General features: G+C 48.0%; 16 protein-coding genes. 8 read left to right on the forward strand and 8 right to left on the reverse strand.

The features are described from left to right. Positions 1–4: 4 nt before the first annotated feature. Genes J9B83_RS09605 through J9B83_RS09630 form a run of 6 tightly spaced genes read right to left on the reverse strand, consistent with a single transcriptional unit; the run spans position 5 to position 6969 of the window. Complete coding sequence (locus J9B83_RS09605) at positions 5–1849, reverse strand: BatD family protein (RefSeq protein WP_211536541.1); 1845 nt, start codon at positions 1847–1849, stop codon at positions 5–7. Further along, a complete protein-coding gene (locus J9B83_RS09610; protein ID WP_211536542.1) occupies positions 1843–3600 on the reverse strand; it encodes a VWA domain-containing protein in 1758 nt (585 codons plus the stop codon). The genes J9B83_RS09605 and J9B83_RS09610 overlap by 7 nt, the downstream gene beginning before the upstream one ends. Then, on the reverse strand, positions 3597–4595 hold the full coding sequence (locus J9B83_RS09615; protein WP_211536543.1) for a VWA domain-containing protein: 999 nt from the start codon (positions 4593–4595) through the stop codon (positions 3597–3599). The genes J9B83_RS09610 and J9B83_RS09615 overlap by 4 nt, the downstream gene beginning before the upstream one ends. Continuing rightward, complete coding sequence (locus J9B83_RS09620) at positions 4588–5067, reverse strand: DUF4381 domain-containing protein (RefSeq protein WP_211536544.1); 480 nt, start codon at positions 5065–5067, stop codon at positions 4588–4590. Before J9B83_RS09620 ends, J9B83_RS09615 begins: the two co-directional genes overlap by 8 nt. Beyond that, the gene (locus J9B83_RS09625; protein ID WP_211536545.1) at positions 5067–5975 is read right to left on the reverse strand and encodes a DUF58 domain-containing protein; all 909 of its coding nucleotides are present in this window, start codon (positions 5973–5975) and stop codon (positions 5067–5069) included. Before J9B83_RS09625 ends, J9B83_RS09620 begins: the two co-directional genes overlap by 1 nt. A 25-nt stretch (positions 5976–6000) precedes the next feature. Beyond that, on the reverse strand, positions 6001–6969 hold the full coding sequence (locus tag J9B83_RS09630; RefSeq protein WP_211536546.1) for an AAA family ATPase: 969 nt from the start codon (positions 6967–6969) through the stop codon (positions 6001–6003). 129 nt (positions 6970–7098) lie between these two features. On the opposite strand from J9B83_RS09630, the gene J9B83_RS09635 reads away from it, so the two are divergent. From J9B83_RS09635 to J9B83_RS09650, 4 genes are all read left to right on the forward strand, one after another. Beyond that, a complete protein-coding gene (locus tag J9B83_RS09635; RefSeq protein WP_211536547.1) occupies positions 7099–7320 on the forward strand; it encodes a DUF2835 domain-containing protein in 222 nt (73 codons plus the stop codon). A 35-nt stretch (positions 7321–7355) separates the two neighbouring features. Beyond that, positions 7356–8396 carry a quinone-dependent dihydroorotate dehydrogenase gene (locus J9B83_RS09640; RefSeq protein ID WP_211536548.1) on the forward strand — a complete coding sequence of 347 codons (1041 nt, stop codon included), beginning with the start codon at positions 7356–7358 and terminating at the stop codon, positions 8394–8396. Between the two features lie 49 nt (positions 8397–8445). Then, entirely contained in the window at positions 8446–10614 is a 2169-nt protein-coding gene (gene rlmKL, locus J9B83_RS09645; RefSeq protein WP_211536549.1) for a bifunctional 23S rRNA (guanine(2069)-N(7))-methyltransferase RlmK/23S rRNA (guanine(2445)-N(2))-methyltransferase RlmL, read from the forward strand. A 216-nt stretch (positions 10615–10830) separates the two neighbouring features. Beyond that, positions 10831–11091 carry a formyltetrahydrofolate deformylase gene (locus J9B83_RS09650; protein ID WP_211536550.1) on the forward strand — a complete coding sequence of 87 codons (261 nt, stop codon included), beginning with the start codon at positions 10831–10833 and terminating at the stop codon, positions 11089–11091. 109 nt (positions 11092–11200) lie between these two features. Here the strand turns inward: J9B83_RS09650 and J9B83_RS09655 are convergent, their stop codons facing one another. Beyond that, the gene (locus J9B83_RS09655; protein ID WP_211536551.1) at positions 11201–12289 is read right to left on the reverse strand and encodes a DUF3549 family protein; all 1089 of its coding nucleotides are present in this window, start codon (positions 12287–12289) and stop codon (positions 11201–11203) included. 101 nt (positions 12290–12390) lie between these two features. On the opposite strand from J9B83_RS09655, the gene J9B83_RS09660 reads away from it, so the two are divergent. The 4 genes from J9B83_RS09660 to can all read left to right on the forward strand — a co-directional run bounded on the left by J9B83_RS09660 (position 12391) and on the right by can (position 15218). Next, positions 12391–12729: a YqcC family protein gene (locus tag J9B83_RS09660; protein ID WP_211536552.1), complete on the forward strand. Its 339-nt coding sequence runs from the start codon at positions 12391–12393 to the stop codon at positions 12727–12729. Between the two features lie 12 nt (positions 12730–12741). Further along, the gene (locus J9B83_RS09665) at positions 12742–13614 is read left to right on the forward strand and encodes a DUF1853 family protein (protein WP_211536553.1); all 873 of its coding nucleotides are present in this window, start codon (positions 12742–12744) and stop codon (positions 13612–13614) included. Positions 13615–13738: 124 nt separating this feature from the next. After that, positions 13739–14593, forward strand: coding sequence for a putative RNA methyltransferase (locus J9B83_RS09670; protein ID WP_211536554.1), 855 nt, complete (start codon positions 13739–13741; stop codon positions 14591–14593). Further along, complete coding sequence (gene can, locus J9B83_RS09675) at positions 14586–15218, forward strand: carbonate dehydratase (protein ID WP_211536555.1); 633 nt, start codon at positions 14586–14588, stop codon at positions 15216–15218. The genes J9B83_RS09670 and can overlap by 8 nt, the downstream gene beginning before the upstream one ends. A gap of 98 nt (positions 15219–15316) precedes the next feature. Here the strand turns inward: can and J9B83_RS09680 are convergent, their stop codons facing one another. Further along, positions 15317–16270 (reverse strand): LysR family transcriptional regulator, encoded by a 954-nt coding sequence (locus J9B83_RS09680; RefSeq protein WP_211536556.1) that lies wholly within the window; start codon positions 16268–16270, stop codon positions 15317–15319. Positions 16271–16340: the final 70 nt, after the last annotated feature.

The following is a 16340-nucleotide window of genomic DNA, read 5'->3' on the forward strand; positions in this document are numbered from 1 at the left end:
AACTCTAAAAGTTAGGGTACAGTGTTTTGAGTTGACTCGCCTGCGAGGGCTTAGCGTAGCCGCTGGTGTATTCTTCAAGCGCATCGGCCAAAGGCTCGCCTTGCCATTCATTGCTTGGGTTACTGGAATACATCATTAATTCGGCTTCCATTAAGAGTTGAGTCACTTGAACGCTGGTTAGCCGTTTTATGTCGTCTACGCTGCGGATTTCGTTGTCCCCCCAGCGGTGTCTAGCCCATTCTAGAAGGCTAGGTCGTAAAGAGGATAAATCATTCTGGCGACAACAGCTTATTAAGGCGTCAAATGCGCTGAATTCATCCACGGTATTGAGCGCGGCAAACTCTTGAAGTGTCGGTACATTAAGTTCAGCTTCCGGCGAGGGCTGGCGTTTTTTGAGCCAGATCCAAACCCAAAGAGCCAGCATAACCGTTGTCAGCACAAGTAATCCGGCAATTAAATAGGATCGCACAGAAAAAGAGGTGTCGCCTTGTTCTGTGTTGATTGGAAATGCGTCGTTATCTGGTGCGTTTCTCCTCGCTGATTCTGTTCCTGTCTGTGCTGTTGTTGCGCTAGACGGTGACGGTTTTTTGGCTAAAGAGATAGGCGCAACAGATCGTGTTTGAGCGGGTAAAGGGTCACTGATTGGTGTTTTTGTAGGATTGCTGGCCGTAGGCAGCGGTGCAATGTTGATGGTCGGCGTCGTGGCAATAACCGTTTGCAAGGCTCTTTGTTCGGTATCCCAATAGTTAATAGTGATATCAGGTAAGGTCAAAGGGCCTTCTTGGGTCGGAACCACCTCAATCACAATAAGCTGACGACCCACAACGCCATCGGCGCTTTTCTGAGTGTCGAATTCAGGGTTTTTAGGGTAAAGCTTATAGGCGCGGGTGCTGTTGAAATCGATCGGCGGAATTTGCTCTGGTAGCGCGCCTTTTGCCTGTACTTCAATAGTCCAAATTAGAGTGTCTCCTACTCGTGGAGAGTCGTTGGTTTTATCTAATGCCGTTGAGATTTTAACGCCTTGGCTGGGCAGCCAGGCTGTGCCTGAATAACTTGCTGGAATTGGCAATACCTGAATGTTCAAAGGCTCGCTTTGAACCTTGATCATGCGTCTGCCAGTGGATGTATTCACCATGGCTTGAATGCTCTGGGGCGGCAAGGTCAACAAACCACTGCGTTGTGGAAAGGCTAAGTATTCCCGAGTAATCACCTGATATTGGGTGCCATTAACGGTTTGATAATTCATTTGATCATCGCTTAATCGCTCGACCACTAAATCTGGGTGCTCTGGCACAGAACGGTTGGCGTTTTGTAAGGCAACTGAGGTGAAAAGTTGTACGCTGATAATGGTTTCTTGCTGCAAATACGGCTCGATCTCAGACACATCGGTCTTGATCATTACAGGTGGGTTGCCATTGGCATCCAACAGTTGAGGAGAGTTCTTGATTACCAAGCGAATCGGTTCAGAGGCGTGATCGCCGATCTTGATTGGAGGGATTTCAAAGGTGCCAACAGATTTCGGCATCAAGCTGACGACCCAAAAATTCAGTGCCGTTGTCGTGCCTAAATTAAAGCTAAATTGGCTGTTTTGGCTTTTGCCTAAAATCGTGAAGTCTCGCTCTAATGGCGATAAATCAGGGCCGTTTCCAGTATCTGAAAAATCGGCCCTTAAGGTGAGCTGAACCACTTCATTTTCAACGGACACCGTTTTATTCAGCGATGCGCTGACAGTGTCAGCAAAAAGAGCATTGGAAAACAACAGACAAAGCAGAAGCATCACCGATGCCAAATAGACTCGATAGCGCGCGTCGTTGGCCTTGAAGGACGGTAAGTCGTGCTTTATTACCATGGGTCTTGCTTATCCTCTTGAGTGAATTGCTGTTCGTTGCGTCGTTCTTGATGTAAGTACCAGAGCTTACGTTGCAGTAATAACCCAGGGTCGTCTTGAATTTGTCGTAGCCATTGATCAAGTGCCTGCTGTTCTTCTTGATTTAGCGGCGTGTTCTGATCGAGTGGCGTGTCCTTAGCATCCTCTTGCTTATTATCCTCAGGTGTTTTGTTTTTGTCTTGTTTTTCAGGCGTTTTATTGTCATTTTTTTCGTCAGACGGTGGGTTCTGAGTGTTTTTATTTTCAGTATCGGAGTCCGAATTTTGCTCTTTGTTGTCAGGATTTGAATTATCTTGGGAATCCTGTTGCTCTGATTCTTGGTTTTGCTCTTGCTCTTGCTCTTGCTCTTGTTGCTGTTGCTGCTGAGCTTGTTGTTTCACGTACTCTAGATTTTCTCGGGCGGCGTCTAAATCTGGGTCTTGTTCTAAAGCCGTTTCATAGGCCTCAATGGCGCCTTGAAGGTCACCAGACAAAGCAAGGGCATTGCCTAAATTGTAGTTTTCGGCGGCGCTTCGCTGGTCTAGTGACGTTAGGGTTTGAATGGTTGAATCGTAGTTTTCCAGCGCATAAGACGACGCCGCCTTCCATTTTGGCTGTTCAAAATAGCGGTCTGCCGTTGCCCAATCGCCTTGGTCGACCGCTTGTTGGCCTTTTTGATCGGGGGTGAGAAACCACTCTAGCGGTGACGCTTGCAGTGAATCAAGGGGCAAAAAGCCCACACTGAGCAGCAACGCAAACACAGCACCACGACGAAATTGAAACGCTAGCCAAATCAATAAGGGCAAGGCAAACCAGTGACCTTGTTCCACCCAGTGAATGCTTTTGTTTCGTGCTTGTTGCGTTTGCTCATTGCTGAGCGTATTGCGAGTGATGACGGACAGATCTTGCGGTGAGAGTCGTCCTCGATAAAAGCGACCGCCCACTTTCTCCGTAAAGGCACTGAGTTCTGAAATGGGGGTGGAAGCGACAATGTTTTTGCCGTTACGTTTGAGAATCTGCCCGTCCGGTAGCTGTATTACTGCTCCTGCTTGAGTACCAATTGCCACGAGGTCTAGAGTGATTGCGTAATCGGCTAAGCGCTTAGGGATCTCGACTCGGTCTTTATCAGTTATCTCATCGGTTAAAATAATCAGGTGTAATGCTTGTTGTTTATCTTTGTGTAAGGATAAAGCCGTCTCGATGCCGCTGGTTAAGTTACTGCCGTAGGTGGGCATAATGATCGGATCGAGCGCCAATAAAAAATGGGTGATGGTTTCCCTGTCTTGACTAAAAGGGCTGATCACAAACCCTTCTCCCGCGAACGCCACGAGTGCCATTTCGCCATCTTTGTTCTGCGCCAAAATATCGCGAATGGTTTGCTTCAGTTGAGTTTGGCGATTAGGCGTAATGTCAGTGGCGTACATGGACAGCGACTGATCAACCACCAGTACGGTCTTTTGAGTACTTTCAAACATGGTAGTGGGAGCTTTTGTCCAGCTGATCCCCGCCAGACCAATCCAACATAAAGAAACGCAAATCAATCCTAACCACCTCACCACACGAGGCGAAGAGGATTTGTACACCAGATGCGGCATCAAATGATCATCGATGAGATGTTTCAAAGGGCGCTGACCGTCACTGTGGCGGATAAAATACAAGCTTACTACCCAAGTGATGGGCAGGCACAATAGCCAAAAAGGGCGTTCAAAATGAATCAAATCAAAGAGCGTCATTGATGTTTGCCTCTTTGCCAGTTAATCGGCTTGCTGATTAGCGCAGACAGGGCAACGAACAGCAAGGCAGCCAAACCAAGCCAATGAAACAAACTGGTTAAAGGACGTTGCCAAACGTCTTCTGTCGGCGTTGGTTCTAAGGCGTCCAGTGTTTGATATATTGCCTGAAGGTCTTCTGTACTTTTGGCGCGGAAATATTCGCCGCCGGTTTGAGCAGCGATGTTACGCAACAAGGTTTCGTCTAGGTCGCTGGAAGGGTTTACCACTTTGGCGCCAAAAAAACTTTGCACCACCATGCTCTCAGCACCCATGCCGATGGTGTGTATGCGTACATTTTGCGCTTGAGCGAAAGCGGCGGCCTGCTCAGGTTGCACGCGGCCTGCGGTGTTGGCTCCGTCTGTCATTAATATCAATACTTTTTTATCGGAGGGTTTGTCTTCCAAGCGCTTTATGCCTAATCCGATGGCATCGCCAATGGCCGTTTGTTCGCCAGCGAAGCCAATTTGCGCTTCTTGAACTAATTGATTGATGGTGTCGGTATCAAAACTCAGCGGCGCTTGTAAATAGGCTTTGGTACCAAAAACGATAATGCCTACTCGGTCGCCGCGTCGCGCCTGAATGAAGTCGGCCAGCACGGATTTCGCTGTATCGAGGCGATTTGCGGGTTGATCATTCAGCACCATGTCGGACACCTGCATACTGCCGGATAAATCCAAGGCGATTAGTAGATCCCGACCGGACGGCGTTACCTTGGTCGGCTCGCCAAGCCAGATCGGTTGAGCGATGGCCAATATCAATAGCACCCAAGCGACGAATAAACAGATGGCTTGATTTGGCGGTCGCTTGGTGGTGATGGCCTTGTCTTGATATTGCATCAGTTGTGCGGTGCTGTTCCACCAAAGAGCGTCTTCTTTTGGGGTTGCCTTGGGCAAAAAACGCATTAATAAAGGCAACGGCAAGAGGAGTAAGCACCATGGCCAAGTCAATTCAAGCATGGTGTTTCCTTATCCAAAACAGGGTGACGGCAATCATGTCGGCGCGTTGTTGCTCGTTGAGCTCTATCACTGGTCGATAAGGCCCATCGATAAACCCAGCGCCAAGAGAAGAAAAGCGTTTTTTGCCGGGTAGTTGCTCGTCGAGTTGGGCAAACAGTTGGGCGCTGGGCAATGATACGAGGTGCTGCTTTCCTTCGCTGACTAGGCAACGTCGAACCATTTCGTGACACAGTAAGAGGCTCTCTTTGTCGCTCAGCTCGGCTATGCTTTGTGTAATGGCCTGACACGCTTCTCGTCGATAGGTACGTTTTTGATGACGTTTATAATAAAAAGCACCAAGCGCCGTGATGGCGATAAGTAAGGCAGCGACCAGCAACCAAGTCCACCACACAGGAGGCCACATGGGGATGTTATCGGGCAGTAAATACGCTTTATTCGGCAATTCAAGAGGCGGCGTTGGGGTGTTTTCCATTAACGTAATGCTCCTTTTGCCAATAAGGTGCGAGCAATCTTTTCCGGCGATTCGTTTAAATCAAACACATAATGCTCAATGCCCAAGAGAGACAGGCGATGTTTGAATCTGGCATTGCTGGCAAAAAAGTCTGCCTTGGCCTGTTGAATACCTGATTCAGTCACTGAGATACGCTGAATGCCAAAGCCGCTGGTCATTTGGTAGTGTCCGGCGGGTAAATTAAAGGCGTGGCTGTCGATGATTTGTACCCAGTGAACGCGGTTGTGTTTGGCCAGTTGCCACAAGGCAGCTTCTTCTTTGTCGTCCCAATATTGTTTGTCCGTCAAGATGATCACATCTTTATTGTGAGCGTGATGAATCAAGGGGCTGCCTGTCCAAATACTGTCGGCAGTGTATTTGTCTGCCCTATGGCTCAAAGCCGTGGCGTTTTTGAGTTGTGCTAGCAGCACAGACAACGATTGTGTGTTACCGCTGGTCTGATGCTGAGCACCGTAGGTTAGGCGGTAAGACAAAGCATCGCCTTGTTGCTTGGATCGCCACGCGATCAGCCCTGCTAGTTGAGCGAATCGTGTTGAAATAAAGGTGTGTTTTGTGCCGAAGTAAGCGCTAGGAGAAAGGTCCATGAGCAAAAGTCGCTGGTGGTCATTTTCTTGCGCGTACAAACGGGTATGAGCTTGGCCGGTGCGAGCCGTAACACGCCAGTCGATATGGCGTAAATCGTCGCTAGCTTGATAGGAGCGCAGTTCGAGCATTTCCATGCCGTGGCCTTTTTGTCGGGACCGACGTTCTCCTGTGGTTGCAGCAAATCGCATGGCTTTGGGCGCTCGACCAAGGTGCTTTGCATAATGAGCGAGCAAAGCAAAATGCGTGTCGTCCAGTTCGGGGGAAGGGGCTAATAATGGGTTCATAGGCCAATCATCGACTCAATGACCCTCACAGCGCAGGCACGTGACTGATGAGTCTTTTTAACAAGTCATCCACGGACAAGCCCGCCGCTTGTGCTTCAAAACTGATGATCACTCGATGGCGCAACACGGGCAAAGCAATCTGGCGCACATCGTCTGGGGTGACAAAATCACGACCATGAAGTAACGCATTGGCGCGGGCGCAACGGTCTAACGCCAATGTACCGCGTGGGCTGGCGCCGTAGTCGATTAGGTTGGTGCCCTTGCCGGCGTCGCCAAGGTACAACTCCGGCTGCCGTGTCGCCATAATGAGTTGCACTATGTATTGCTCCACGCTTTCTGACATGTACAAAGACAAGGCTTTTTGTTGCAGTGCGAGTACATCCGCTGGGGTGCAAATGGGTTGCGATGGCGTGGAGGTGGTTTTGTGTAAATCTTGTTGTCTCACTAAACGCAGCACTTCTAACTCGCTGGCCGCGCTTGGGTAGCCCAGGTTGATTTTCATCATGAAGCGATCTAACTGCGCTTCTGGCAAAGGGTAGGTGCCTTCTTGCTCGATGGGGTTTTGTGTGGCGATGACAAAAAACAATTCGGACAAGGAGTAGCTGTGATTGCCAACGGTGACTTGCCGCTCGCCCATGGCTTCCAGTAACGCCGATTGCACTTTGGCTGGCGCGCGGTTGATTTCGTCGGCCAGTACAATGTCGTTCATGATGGGGCCAGGAATAAAGCTAAATTGTCCGGTTTCTTGCTGATAAATGTCGGAGCCGGTAACGTCGCCAGGCAGTAAATCTGGCGTAAATTGAATGCGTTGGAAGCGACTGTCGATAGCGTTCGCTAAGGCTTTAGCTGCGGTAGTTTTGGCAATTCCTGGCGGGCCTTCAAGCAGAACATGGCCATTGGCGATCAAGGCAACGAGTAATTCGTGGGTTAAATCGGGTTGGCCAAGAACGGCACGGTTTAAGTGGTCTTTTAATTGTTCAATTACAGCTACCATCGAACCTAGGTTCCTTATACTTCTGTCAAAAAAAGTGTCAACGCAATATAATAGCGCCCATATTATCGGATTCAATTCTTTACGCACAGGGTGTTCTCTGTAAGGGTAATGTAAGCACAGGACGAAAAGATGGCGAAAATTGTATTAAATGTGGCCCTGTCTGCATTGAAGTATGAGGCGATGTACGCTGGGTTGGCGAAAAACCTAGTGGCCAATAGCTTAGACGGTCGAAAAGTTCAGTTGCCCCTGTCAGCGTTTCAGCGTTTTGTCACCCACCAAGGAATTCACGGTTTTTTTGAAGTGGAATTTGATGATTCGAATAAACTGATTAGCGTTACAAAAATTAGATAGCGCTGTCTAATGTTAACCGCCTAGGAGCTTTATATATGTACCAACTCGCGCGCTCATTGTTGTTTAAATTAGACGCTGAAGTGTCCCATGATCTGTCTTTGGAGCTTCTTGGAGCCAGCAGCCGATTGGGCCTTAAAAAGTTCCTAGGGGAAATGCCGGCTACCAAACCTGTTGATGTAATGGGGTTGCGTTTCCCTAACGCCGTGGGCTTGGCCGCAGGGCTAGACAAAAACGCCGATGCGTTCGAAGCGCTGGGTGCGTTGGGTTTTGGCTTTGTGGAAGTCGGGACGGTGACGCCCAAAGGCCAGTCGGGTAACCCAAAACCACGGTTGTTCCGTTTGCCTGAGCACGAGGCCATTATTAACCGCATGGGGTTCAACAACAAAGGCGTAGAGCACATGGTGTCACGCATCAAACAGCACCGTTACCCGGGCATTTTGGGCGTGAATATTGGTAAGAATTTGACCACATCGGTGGAAGACGCCGCCGCGGATTATTTGGCTTGTTTGACTCAAGTGATTCCTTATGCGGATTACATTACCGCCAACATCAGTTCGCCAAATACTCCAGGGTTACGCAGTTTGCAATTTGGCGACAGCTTGGCGCAGTTGATTGCGCCGTTAAGCGAAGCCCGAGATCGTTACGAAGCCGAGCACGGTAAACGCGTGCCTTTGGCGGTGAAAATCGCCCCAGACATGACAGACGATGAAATCAAAATGGTCGCCGACACCTTGGTTGCTCAAGGTGTCGATGGCATTATCGCCACCAATACCACTTTATCTCGCGAGGCCGTAGTTGGTCATGCGTTTGAAAAAGAAGCCGGCGGATTGAGCGGTGCGCCGGTGCGCGATGCCTCTACTCATGTGGTGCGAGTATTGGCGGAGCATTTAAAAGACACCTTGCCGATCATTGGTGTGGGTGGTATTTCAAGCGGTGCCGATGCGGTTGAAAAACTGCAAGCGGGCGCACGCTTGGTACAAATTTATTCCGGCTTTATTTACCACGGCCCAGAATTGATCAAAGAAGCCATTGCGACCACAGACGCCTATTATCGTGAACGAGAGTTAGGCTTGTAGGTTGACCTTGCACGACACATTCACAGACATTAAAAAAAGTACTTTCATAATGAGCACACAAACACAGACTACCGAGTCAAACAGCCAGGTGTACGACCTAGAAATCACCTGCCCACTAGGCTTGGAAAACGTCTTAGAAAAAGAGTTACACAGTGAAGGGCTAACCCAAACTCGGTTTGGTGAAGGCCAAGTCAAGTTGAACACCGATTTGGAAGGCATGTACCAAGTTTGCCTTTGGTCTCGTGTGGCGACCCGCGTTATGTTACCGATTGCCAATTTTAAAATTGACTCTGCCGACGAGCTTTACGATGCGGTAAAAGCAATCAATTGGTCTGAGCACATGTCCGCGACCGACACCATTGCTATTGATTGCCATGGTACTAACCACCACATTCGTAACACGCAATTTGGTGCCGTGCGCGCCAAAGACGCAATTGCCGATTACTTTGTTGATTTGTCTGGCGAGCGCCCCAGCGTGCAAAAAGAACAGCCAGATGTGCGTATCGCCTTGCGTATTAAGCGTGAAGTGGTGACGGTCAGTATCGATTTGTCTGGCGAAAGTATGCACCGCCGTGGTTATCGTCAACAAGGCAGCATGGCACCGCTAAAAGAAAACCTCGCGGCGGGTTTGTTGTTGCGCGCGGGTTGGCACAAAGACTGCGGTTTGACGCAGTTGATTGACCCTATGTGTGGTTCTGGCACCTTCTTGGTGGAAGCGGCGATGATGTCTTTGGACATGGCGCCGGGTTTGGGTCGTCAATACTGGGGGTTCAAAGGTTGGAAGCAGCACGATCATCGTTTGTTCCAGCAGTTGAGCGACTTCGCGAAGAACCGTAAGCGCAATGCTGATGAGCTTGGCTTGCGTTTCCAAGGCACCGACCAAGACCAAAGAGCCATTGCCGCGTCTCGTGAAAGCATCAAACGTGCTGGCCTAGTGGGCGTGATTGATGTCAACATGACCCCCTTCCAGCAACATGAATTTGCCATCGATGAAACCAAACCCGGTTTGGTGATTTGTAACCCGCCTTACGGTGAGCGAGTTGGCGACGAAATGGCGCTGATTGCTTTATACCGTGAATTAGGCGAATGGGTGGTGAATCATGCCCGCGGTTGGCAATTTATGATGCTGACCAGCAACGACCACTTGGCGCGTCAAATTCCAGTTCGTCCTGAAAAAAGCACTCGCGTGATCAACGGCGGCATCGAATGTCGTGCGTATTTGTTCCCATTGCTTGAAGGTAAAATCAAAGAAGACGTGGTTGCCCAAGCGGCGATGACGCCGGGCGCACAGATGTTCGCCAACCGATTGCAGAAAAATGCCAAGAAGCTGAAAAAATGGGTCGAGAAAAATAAGATCCAATGCTATCGCGTGTACGACGCCGACATGCCTGAGTACGCCGTTGCGATCGATATTTACAGCGATTGGGCACACGTACAAGAATACCAAGCGCCGAAAAGCGTCGATCCTGAAAAAGCCAAACAGCGTTTGTTTGAAGTGATGTCGGCGATTCCGAGCGCGCTCAACATTGCTGAATCCAAGGTGGTATTGAAGCAGCGTCAGCGTCAGTCTGGTAAAGAACAATACGAAAAGTTTGATCAAACCAAATATGAAATGACTGTCGAAGAGTACGGCTGTGATTTTATTGTGAACCTGAAAGACTACCTAGATACCGGCTTATTTTTGGATCATCGCCCCGTGCGCAAACTGATTCAAGACAAAGCCAACGGCAAGCGCTTCTTGAACTTGTTTTGCTATACGGCGACGGCGTCTGTTCACGCGGGTCAAGGTGGCGCGCGCAACTCGTTGAGCGTCGATATGTCCAATACCTACACCGAGTGGGCGCGTCGTAATATCGAGCTGAACGAATTTTCGGATTTGCATCACCAAGTGGAACGCGCCGATTGCATCGAGTGGCTTAAGCAAAGCCGTGATAAATTCGACCTGATCTTTATGGACCCACCGACCTTTTCGAACTCGAAGAAAATGGCCGATGTGCTGGACATTCAGCGAGATCATGGGGAATTAGTGCGTTTGGCCATGGCGCGATTGGCACGAGGCGGAGAGCTTATTTTCTCCAACAACTATCGTCGATTTGTGCTTGATGCGGATCTTGAGCAAGAATTTAACGTGAAAAACATCACCAGTGAAACGCTTGACCCAGATTTCGATCGCAATGGAAAAATTCACCAATGTTATCTGATTAAGTTCAAAGGCTAATTTAAGAGCTAATCTGATAGCAGGCTGGAACGAGTAAAAAAGGAAAGCGCAGGCTTTCCTTTTTTCGTTTAAGCGGCAGAGAGAGCCATTATTTTGTCATCTTGATAGGACAAGATGTGTGTTTTGAAAAAAGTGTCTATAGTTAGTTCACGTCATGTTAATTCACGTAATCGTTATTTTAGGCCATTTTACAAAAACGACTGAATGAGGTGAGCGATGAAACTCAAATTAACGCCAACTCAAAACCTGTGTGTTGGGTATTTAGAATCGGGTTTTAAGCTGATTCAACTGGATGAGCAGTTTTACTTTATTAAAGGTGAGCGGCGACAAAAGGTGTTGCCCAAAACCTTAGATGCGCTGGTGAACCGAGGTGCACTTGAACATACCGAGCAAGGTGAATACGCCTTGAGTGATGAATTTATTGAACACCGCAAAAAAATGCGTCAAAAAGGCGAGGCAGAACTCACTTGCCACTAGCGGGTTGCTTTTGTCGCTCAATATTCAAATGATCAGAGCCTGTCGCGTTTTCCGCTACAGGCTCTGATGCTTTTTATTCCATTTATTCACTTCACTCGAGCCGATTTTATTACTGCACTGATTTAGGTGTTTGCGTGAAGAGGTAACCAACGGCTTGAGCCAGTGTTGGGCTAACGCGACCGCTACGTAGCAAACTCCATAAAGGTTGTTCGGTTTCTGGGTGTTGGCTGAGCTCGGCGGCGATTTGTTTAAAAGCGATGTAGCCATCTTCTCTGTGTGCCAATTTCTCCATAATGATGCGCAAAAGCTGTGGGTTTTGTCCGAGCCAATGGGGGCATTTTGCCGCTAATGCAGCGATAGGATGAAGCTCCTGATCTTGGCATTCGCTTAAACTGCCCAATAAACCAAACAAAGGCAGTAATAATGCATCGTTAAGGTCAGCTCTTGATAAGGCGCGTAAATAGCTGGCTTGCATCAAGGCGTCTTGCTCGGTTTGTATTAGTTCAATCAAGGTATTTTGTAGGCTTGTAGGCAAGATTTCATGTTCCAAGGCATGGCACAAAGCGCTGACTAGGGGCGACGCCGCTAAGGGCAAGGCGTTGTTGATCAAGGCGTGATATTTGTCGTCGTTCACGCGAGCGGCGAGTTCGGCAATGCCTTGTAAGCCGAGAGTTTGCCACGCTTCGTTCGCTTCGCTCAAATCTGACGATAAGTAGTCCACCACGGCTTGAAAGTACGCCGAAGGCGCTTGGTGTAAATCTTTACCGAGCATAGCGTGAAAGCTGGCCATGCGTTCTTGGTCTGGTTTAAAGGCGTATGGGCTGTCTTCTAATGCTTCCGATAAACCCGCTTCTTCGCCTTTATGAAGAATTTTATCGACGATGCTTTTGATAAAATGGTCTCGTGTGCCCAAATTCAAACAACCGGCTTCGTCCAGAGGTAATTTAAGAAACCAAATGACGCCGTCTTCGGCTTTGTTGGTTTGCGTTGCCTTGTTGCTCTGGTCAGCTAGTTTCTTTTTTAACAAGCACGCCAACCAAGCGTGTTGACGAAAAGGAAAGGGGTAGGCCTGCTGCTTACGGTCAAACTGGATGGCTTGTTGGGGCGTGATCTTGGTAATGTTGCGACCTAGGTCGTAATAGCTGACTTCACACTCGACCATGTCGAATAAGTCGGAAAGAGATTCAATCTTGTTCATGATAAAATGATGGCTCATGTTGCCGATAAAAGCCCAAATGCGCTCTTATGAGTTGATAAAATAGAGGCGTTATCTTACCGTTTTTCATAGGAGAAATCAGGTTGAAAGAAGTCTTTTCTGCTCATCATGTGTTAGCCGATTTGCTGATGGAGTTACAGATGGCAATGCAAAACGCACAGGTTTGGGATTGTGCCACGCCAAGCGACGCGGCACGGCAAAGCCAAGAGCCATTTTGTATTGATACCATGTCGTTTGAACAATGGCTGCGATTCGTGATGATAGAGCGTTTCAAAACAATGTTGGCATTGGGGCAAGATTTACCCGTACGGTGTCATATTTCCCCCATGGCTGAAGACGCCTTTAAAGGACTTTCCAGTGATAAAATTCACTCTATTGTGCGCTGTTTGGATCGTATTGATCAGCACCTGAGTAGCCGTTAATGGGCTGTTTTAATGAGTAGTAAAGGTTTCACTCATCCTATTGTGCGCGATCTGGCTTGGCTGGTGGAAGGGCATTATATCGAGTGCGATTTTGATCTTGCGCCGTTCTTGTTGGCAGACGTCAATCAGCGCTTAAAAGCATTGGATCTTGATTCCAGTTTGCTCGATCAAGCCTTAGCAGAATGCAAATCGCATTTTATGGGTAGCTATTTCGAGACGCTTTTTTCCTTTGCTATCGAGCATTTATCAACCCTGACCATTCGACTAGAGCATGTTCAAATCCAACGACAAGGCAAAACTTTGGGAGAGGTGGACATGCTGGTGGAAACACCACAAGGCCATTTACACCAGTTTGAAATCGCTATTAAGTTTTACTTAGAACGACCTGATTTAGCGCCTCACAATTGGATTGGCCCAAACAAAAATGACAGTCTGCTGATAAAGGTCACCCGTGCCCGTGAGCATCAATTAACCGTACTGCAAACAGAAGATGGGGCGGCAACGCTTGCGCCGCTTTTTGAAACCCTTGGTAAAAAAAGTCGGGTGCAAGCCAGTTTGTTGATGTTTGGACGCTTGTATTCAGCTTTAACGGATGCGGCGTCGGTGCAAGCTTGGTTGCTAAATAATAAGCGTGGTGCCTGGTTGCGGGTAAGGGATTTAAAGTGCTTGTCAGCGGTTTTCTCTCATGTTGTTTTCTTAGAGAAGCCCCATTGGATGGCGGCACCATCGCAGAATGTGGCCACTGAGTTCTGTGCCACAGCCTTAATAAATGCGATAGGTGAGTGGTTTTTACAGGACGATCGACCCAAGCATGTGTGCTTTTTTACCTCGGCTAACCCAGATGCACCGGCGCGTCATGTGTTTATTGTGCCAGATACTTGGTGACAAGTTTTTTATGTTTTGCTTGTGGCGAATAAGGTATTCTCCCTGTCGAAGTGCCTTGTAAGTGCATCAGAATCATAAGATTCTCCTAGTGTTTAACCGTTTTTTATCCAATTAAAGGAACATTGTGTCGACGCTTGAAAGTTTGATCTGTCCAATAGACGCCGCGCCCTTAAAGCTGAATGGACGGGTATTGTCCTGTGAGCATGGGCACACATTTGATCTGGCCAAAACGGGTTATGTGAACTTATTACCCGTGCAAAATAAACGCTCAAAAGATCCTGGCGACAGCAAAGAAATGGTCGCGGCACGGCAGAATTTTTTGAATCAGCAACATTATTATCCTATTGTTGAGGCGATCTTGGACTCCTGGCCAGATTCTCATATGGTCAATGATATGCGAATTCTAGACGCCGGTTGTGGTGAAGGTTATTACCTAAATGAAATGGGTAAGTCGCTGACATCAAAGGGTATTCATGCCGAGCGAACTGGACTGGATATTTCTAAATGGGCGGTATTGGCCGCCAGCAAACGGGACAAAAATGTCAGTTGGATTGTAGGCAGCAACGCCAGTTTGCCAGTACCAGAAGGGCGATTCGATGCCGTGGTGTGTTTATTTGGTTTTCCCGTCTTTTCGGAGTTCTCTCGAGCATTGAGCAATAAGGGTTTGCTCTTGCTGGTCGAATCTGGCGCCGACCACCTTATTGAATTGCGACGCCTATTGTACCCATCTATCCACGACTTCAAACCGACCTATGCCGATGGCGTCCCTGGTTTTAAGTTGATTAAAGAACAGGCTCAGCGCTTTACTTTTAGCCTGTCGTCGCAAACCCATATTCAAGAATTATTGAGCATGACACCACACATTCATAAGGCGTCTTATGAAGGGCGAGAAGCGGTGAAGTTGCTTGAGTCTATTTCGTTAACCGCGGACGTGAAACTCCGTTGGTATCAAAAAAATGAAGGAAACCATGATGTCTAATCATTTAGGAGATCTGTTTAATAAAAACCGAGAATGGGCGGCCAAGGTAACGGCGGAAGATCCCGATTTTTTCTCGACCTTGTCCCATCAACAATACCCCGAATATTTGTGGATAGGGTGCGCGGACAGCCGTGTTCCAGCCAACCAAATTGTCGACCTTTTACCGGGCGAAGTGTTCGTACACCGGAATATTGCTAACGTAGTGGTGCATACAGATTTAAACTGTTTGTCGGTGATTCAATTTGCGGTGGATGTGCTGAAAGTAAAACACATTATGGTGGTAGGGCATTATGGTTGCGGTGGCATAAAAGCCGCCATGGCCAACGAAGAACACGGCATGATAGACAACTGGCTACGTCATATCAAAGATGTGTATCGGTTACACAGAGAGGAAATTGATGCCATTGATGATGAACATGCGCGATTTGACCGCATGTGCGAATTAAACGTAGTGGAGCAAGTGGCCAATGTGTGCCACAGCAGCATAGTGCAAAATGCTTGGAAAATGGGGCAGGAATTGCATGTGCATGGTTGGTGTTACAGCCTTGAGAATGGCTTAATAACGGATTTGAAACGCACAGTATCCAGTGCAGAAGAATCGATTGAGCAGCTTAATAATATGTGATGCCGAAGATACATATTTAAACTCAGATATAAAAAAACGAGCATTGGCTCGTTTTTTTTATATCTATTTTTTTGTCTTCTGCTTATCGTGCCGATAAGCTACAAATTGTTGTTTTCGGCAATGGTTCTAGCGCAACCGGCGATGGTAGAGCGCAGCCAAATGTGGCCAGGATCATGCTGTAACAGCGGGCTCCAAAGCATTTTTAATTCCACTGGTGGAATATCAAATGGTGGCGGTAATACAACAACGCTCTTGTTGTCTTTCATTAAGCGCGTTGCAAGAGAAGGTAGGGTGGCGACAAGGCCAAGTTGTTCTGTGGCACGCATGGCCACATTGTAGTTACGAGTGAAGAGGCGAATATTGCGTTTAAAGCCTAAATCTGCCAAAGAACCATCCACCCAACCTAACTTTTGTACTTCTTCAGGTTGAATCCCAACACCCACACCAAAGCCGGTTTTGCTTACCCAAACATGGGGGGAGGCGAGGTAGGCTTCTAATGAAAAGTTCTTTGCGATTTCAGATCCGGCAGGCACCAAACAGGAAAAATGGTCGACCCACACGGATTTTTGATGAAAAGACTGTGGCAAGATATCGAACCGGTTGATCACCAAGTCTACCTTGCCTTTTTCCACGTCGTGAAAGCTCACATCGCTCGGATTCATGACGTCTAGAATGACATTAGGTGCTTCTTCTTGCAGCTTTTTCATCAAAGGCGGGATCAGAGTGGCTTCTGCGTAGTCGCTGGCCATGATGCGAAACACTCGAGAACTGGATTGTGCTTCAAAATTTTGACCAAGGTGCAGTACTTCATCTACCGATTGTAGGATGTTTTGCACCCGTGGTTGCAGTTGAATGGCCAAGGCCGTAGGCATCATGCCATCGCTGGTGCGAACGAGAAGTGGGTCGTGAAATAGGTCTCGTAAACGTCGTAAGCCATTACTCATGGCAGGTTGGGTGATGCCGAGTTGGTTCGCGGCATGAGTAACGTTTTGCTCTCTTAGTAGAGAGTCTAAATAACGAAGTAAATTGAGGTCTATTTTGTCTAACTGCATAAAGTAAGAGGCTCTCGTCCACCAACGTAAGGGGCTGCATCATACTTCATTTTGATAATGAATAGAATGA

The organism is Marinomonas vulgaris (assembly GCF_018145875.1).
GTDB classification, from domain to species: domain Bacteria; phylum Pseudomonadota; class Gammaproteobacteria; order Pseudomonadales; family Marinomonadaceae; genus Marinomonas; species Marinomonas vulgaris.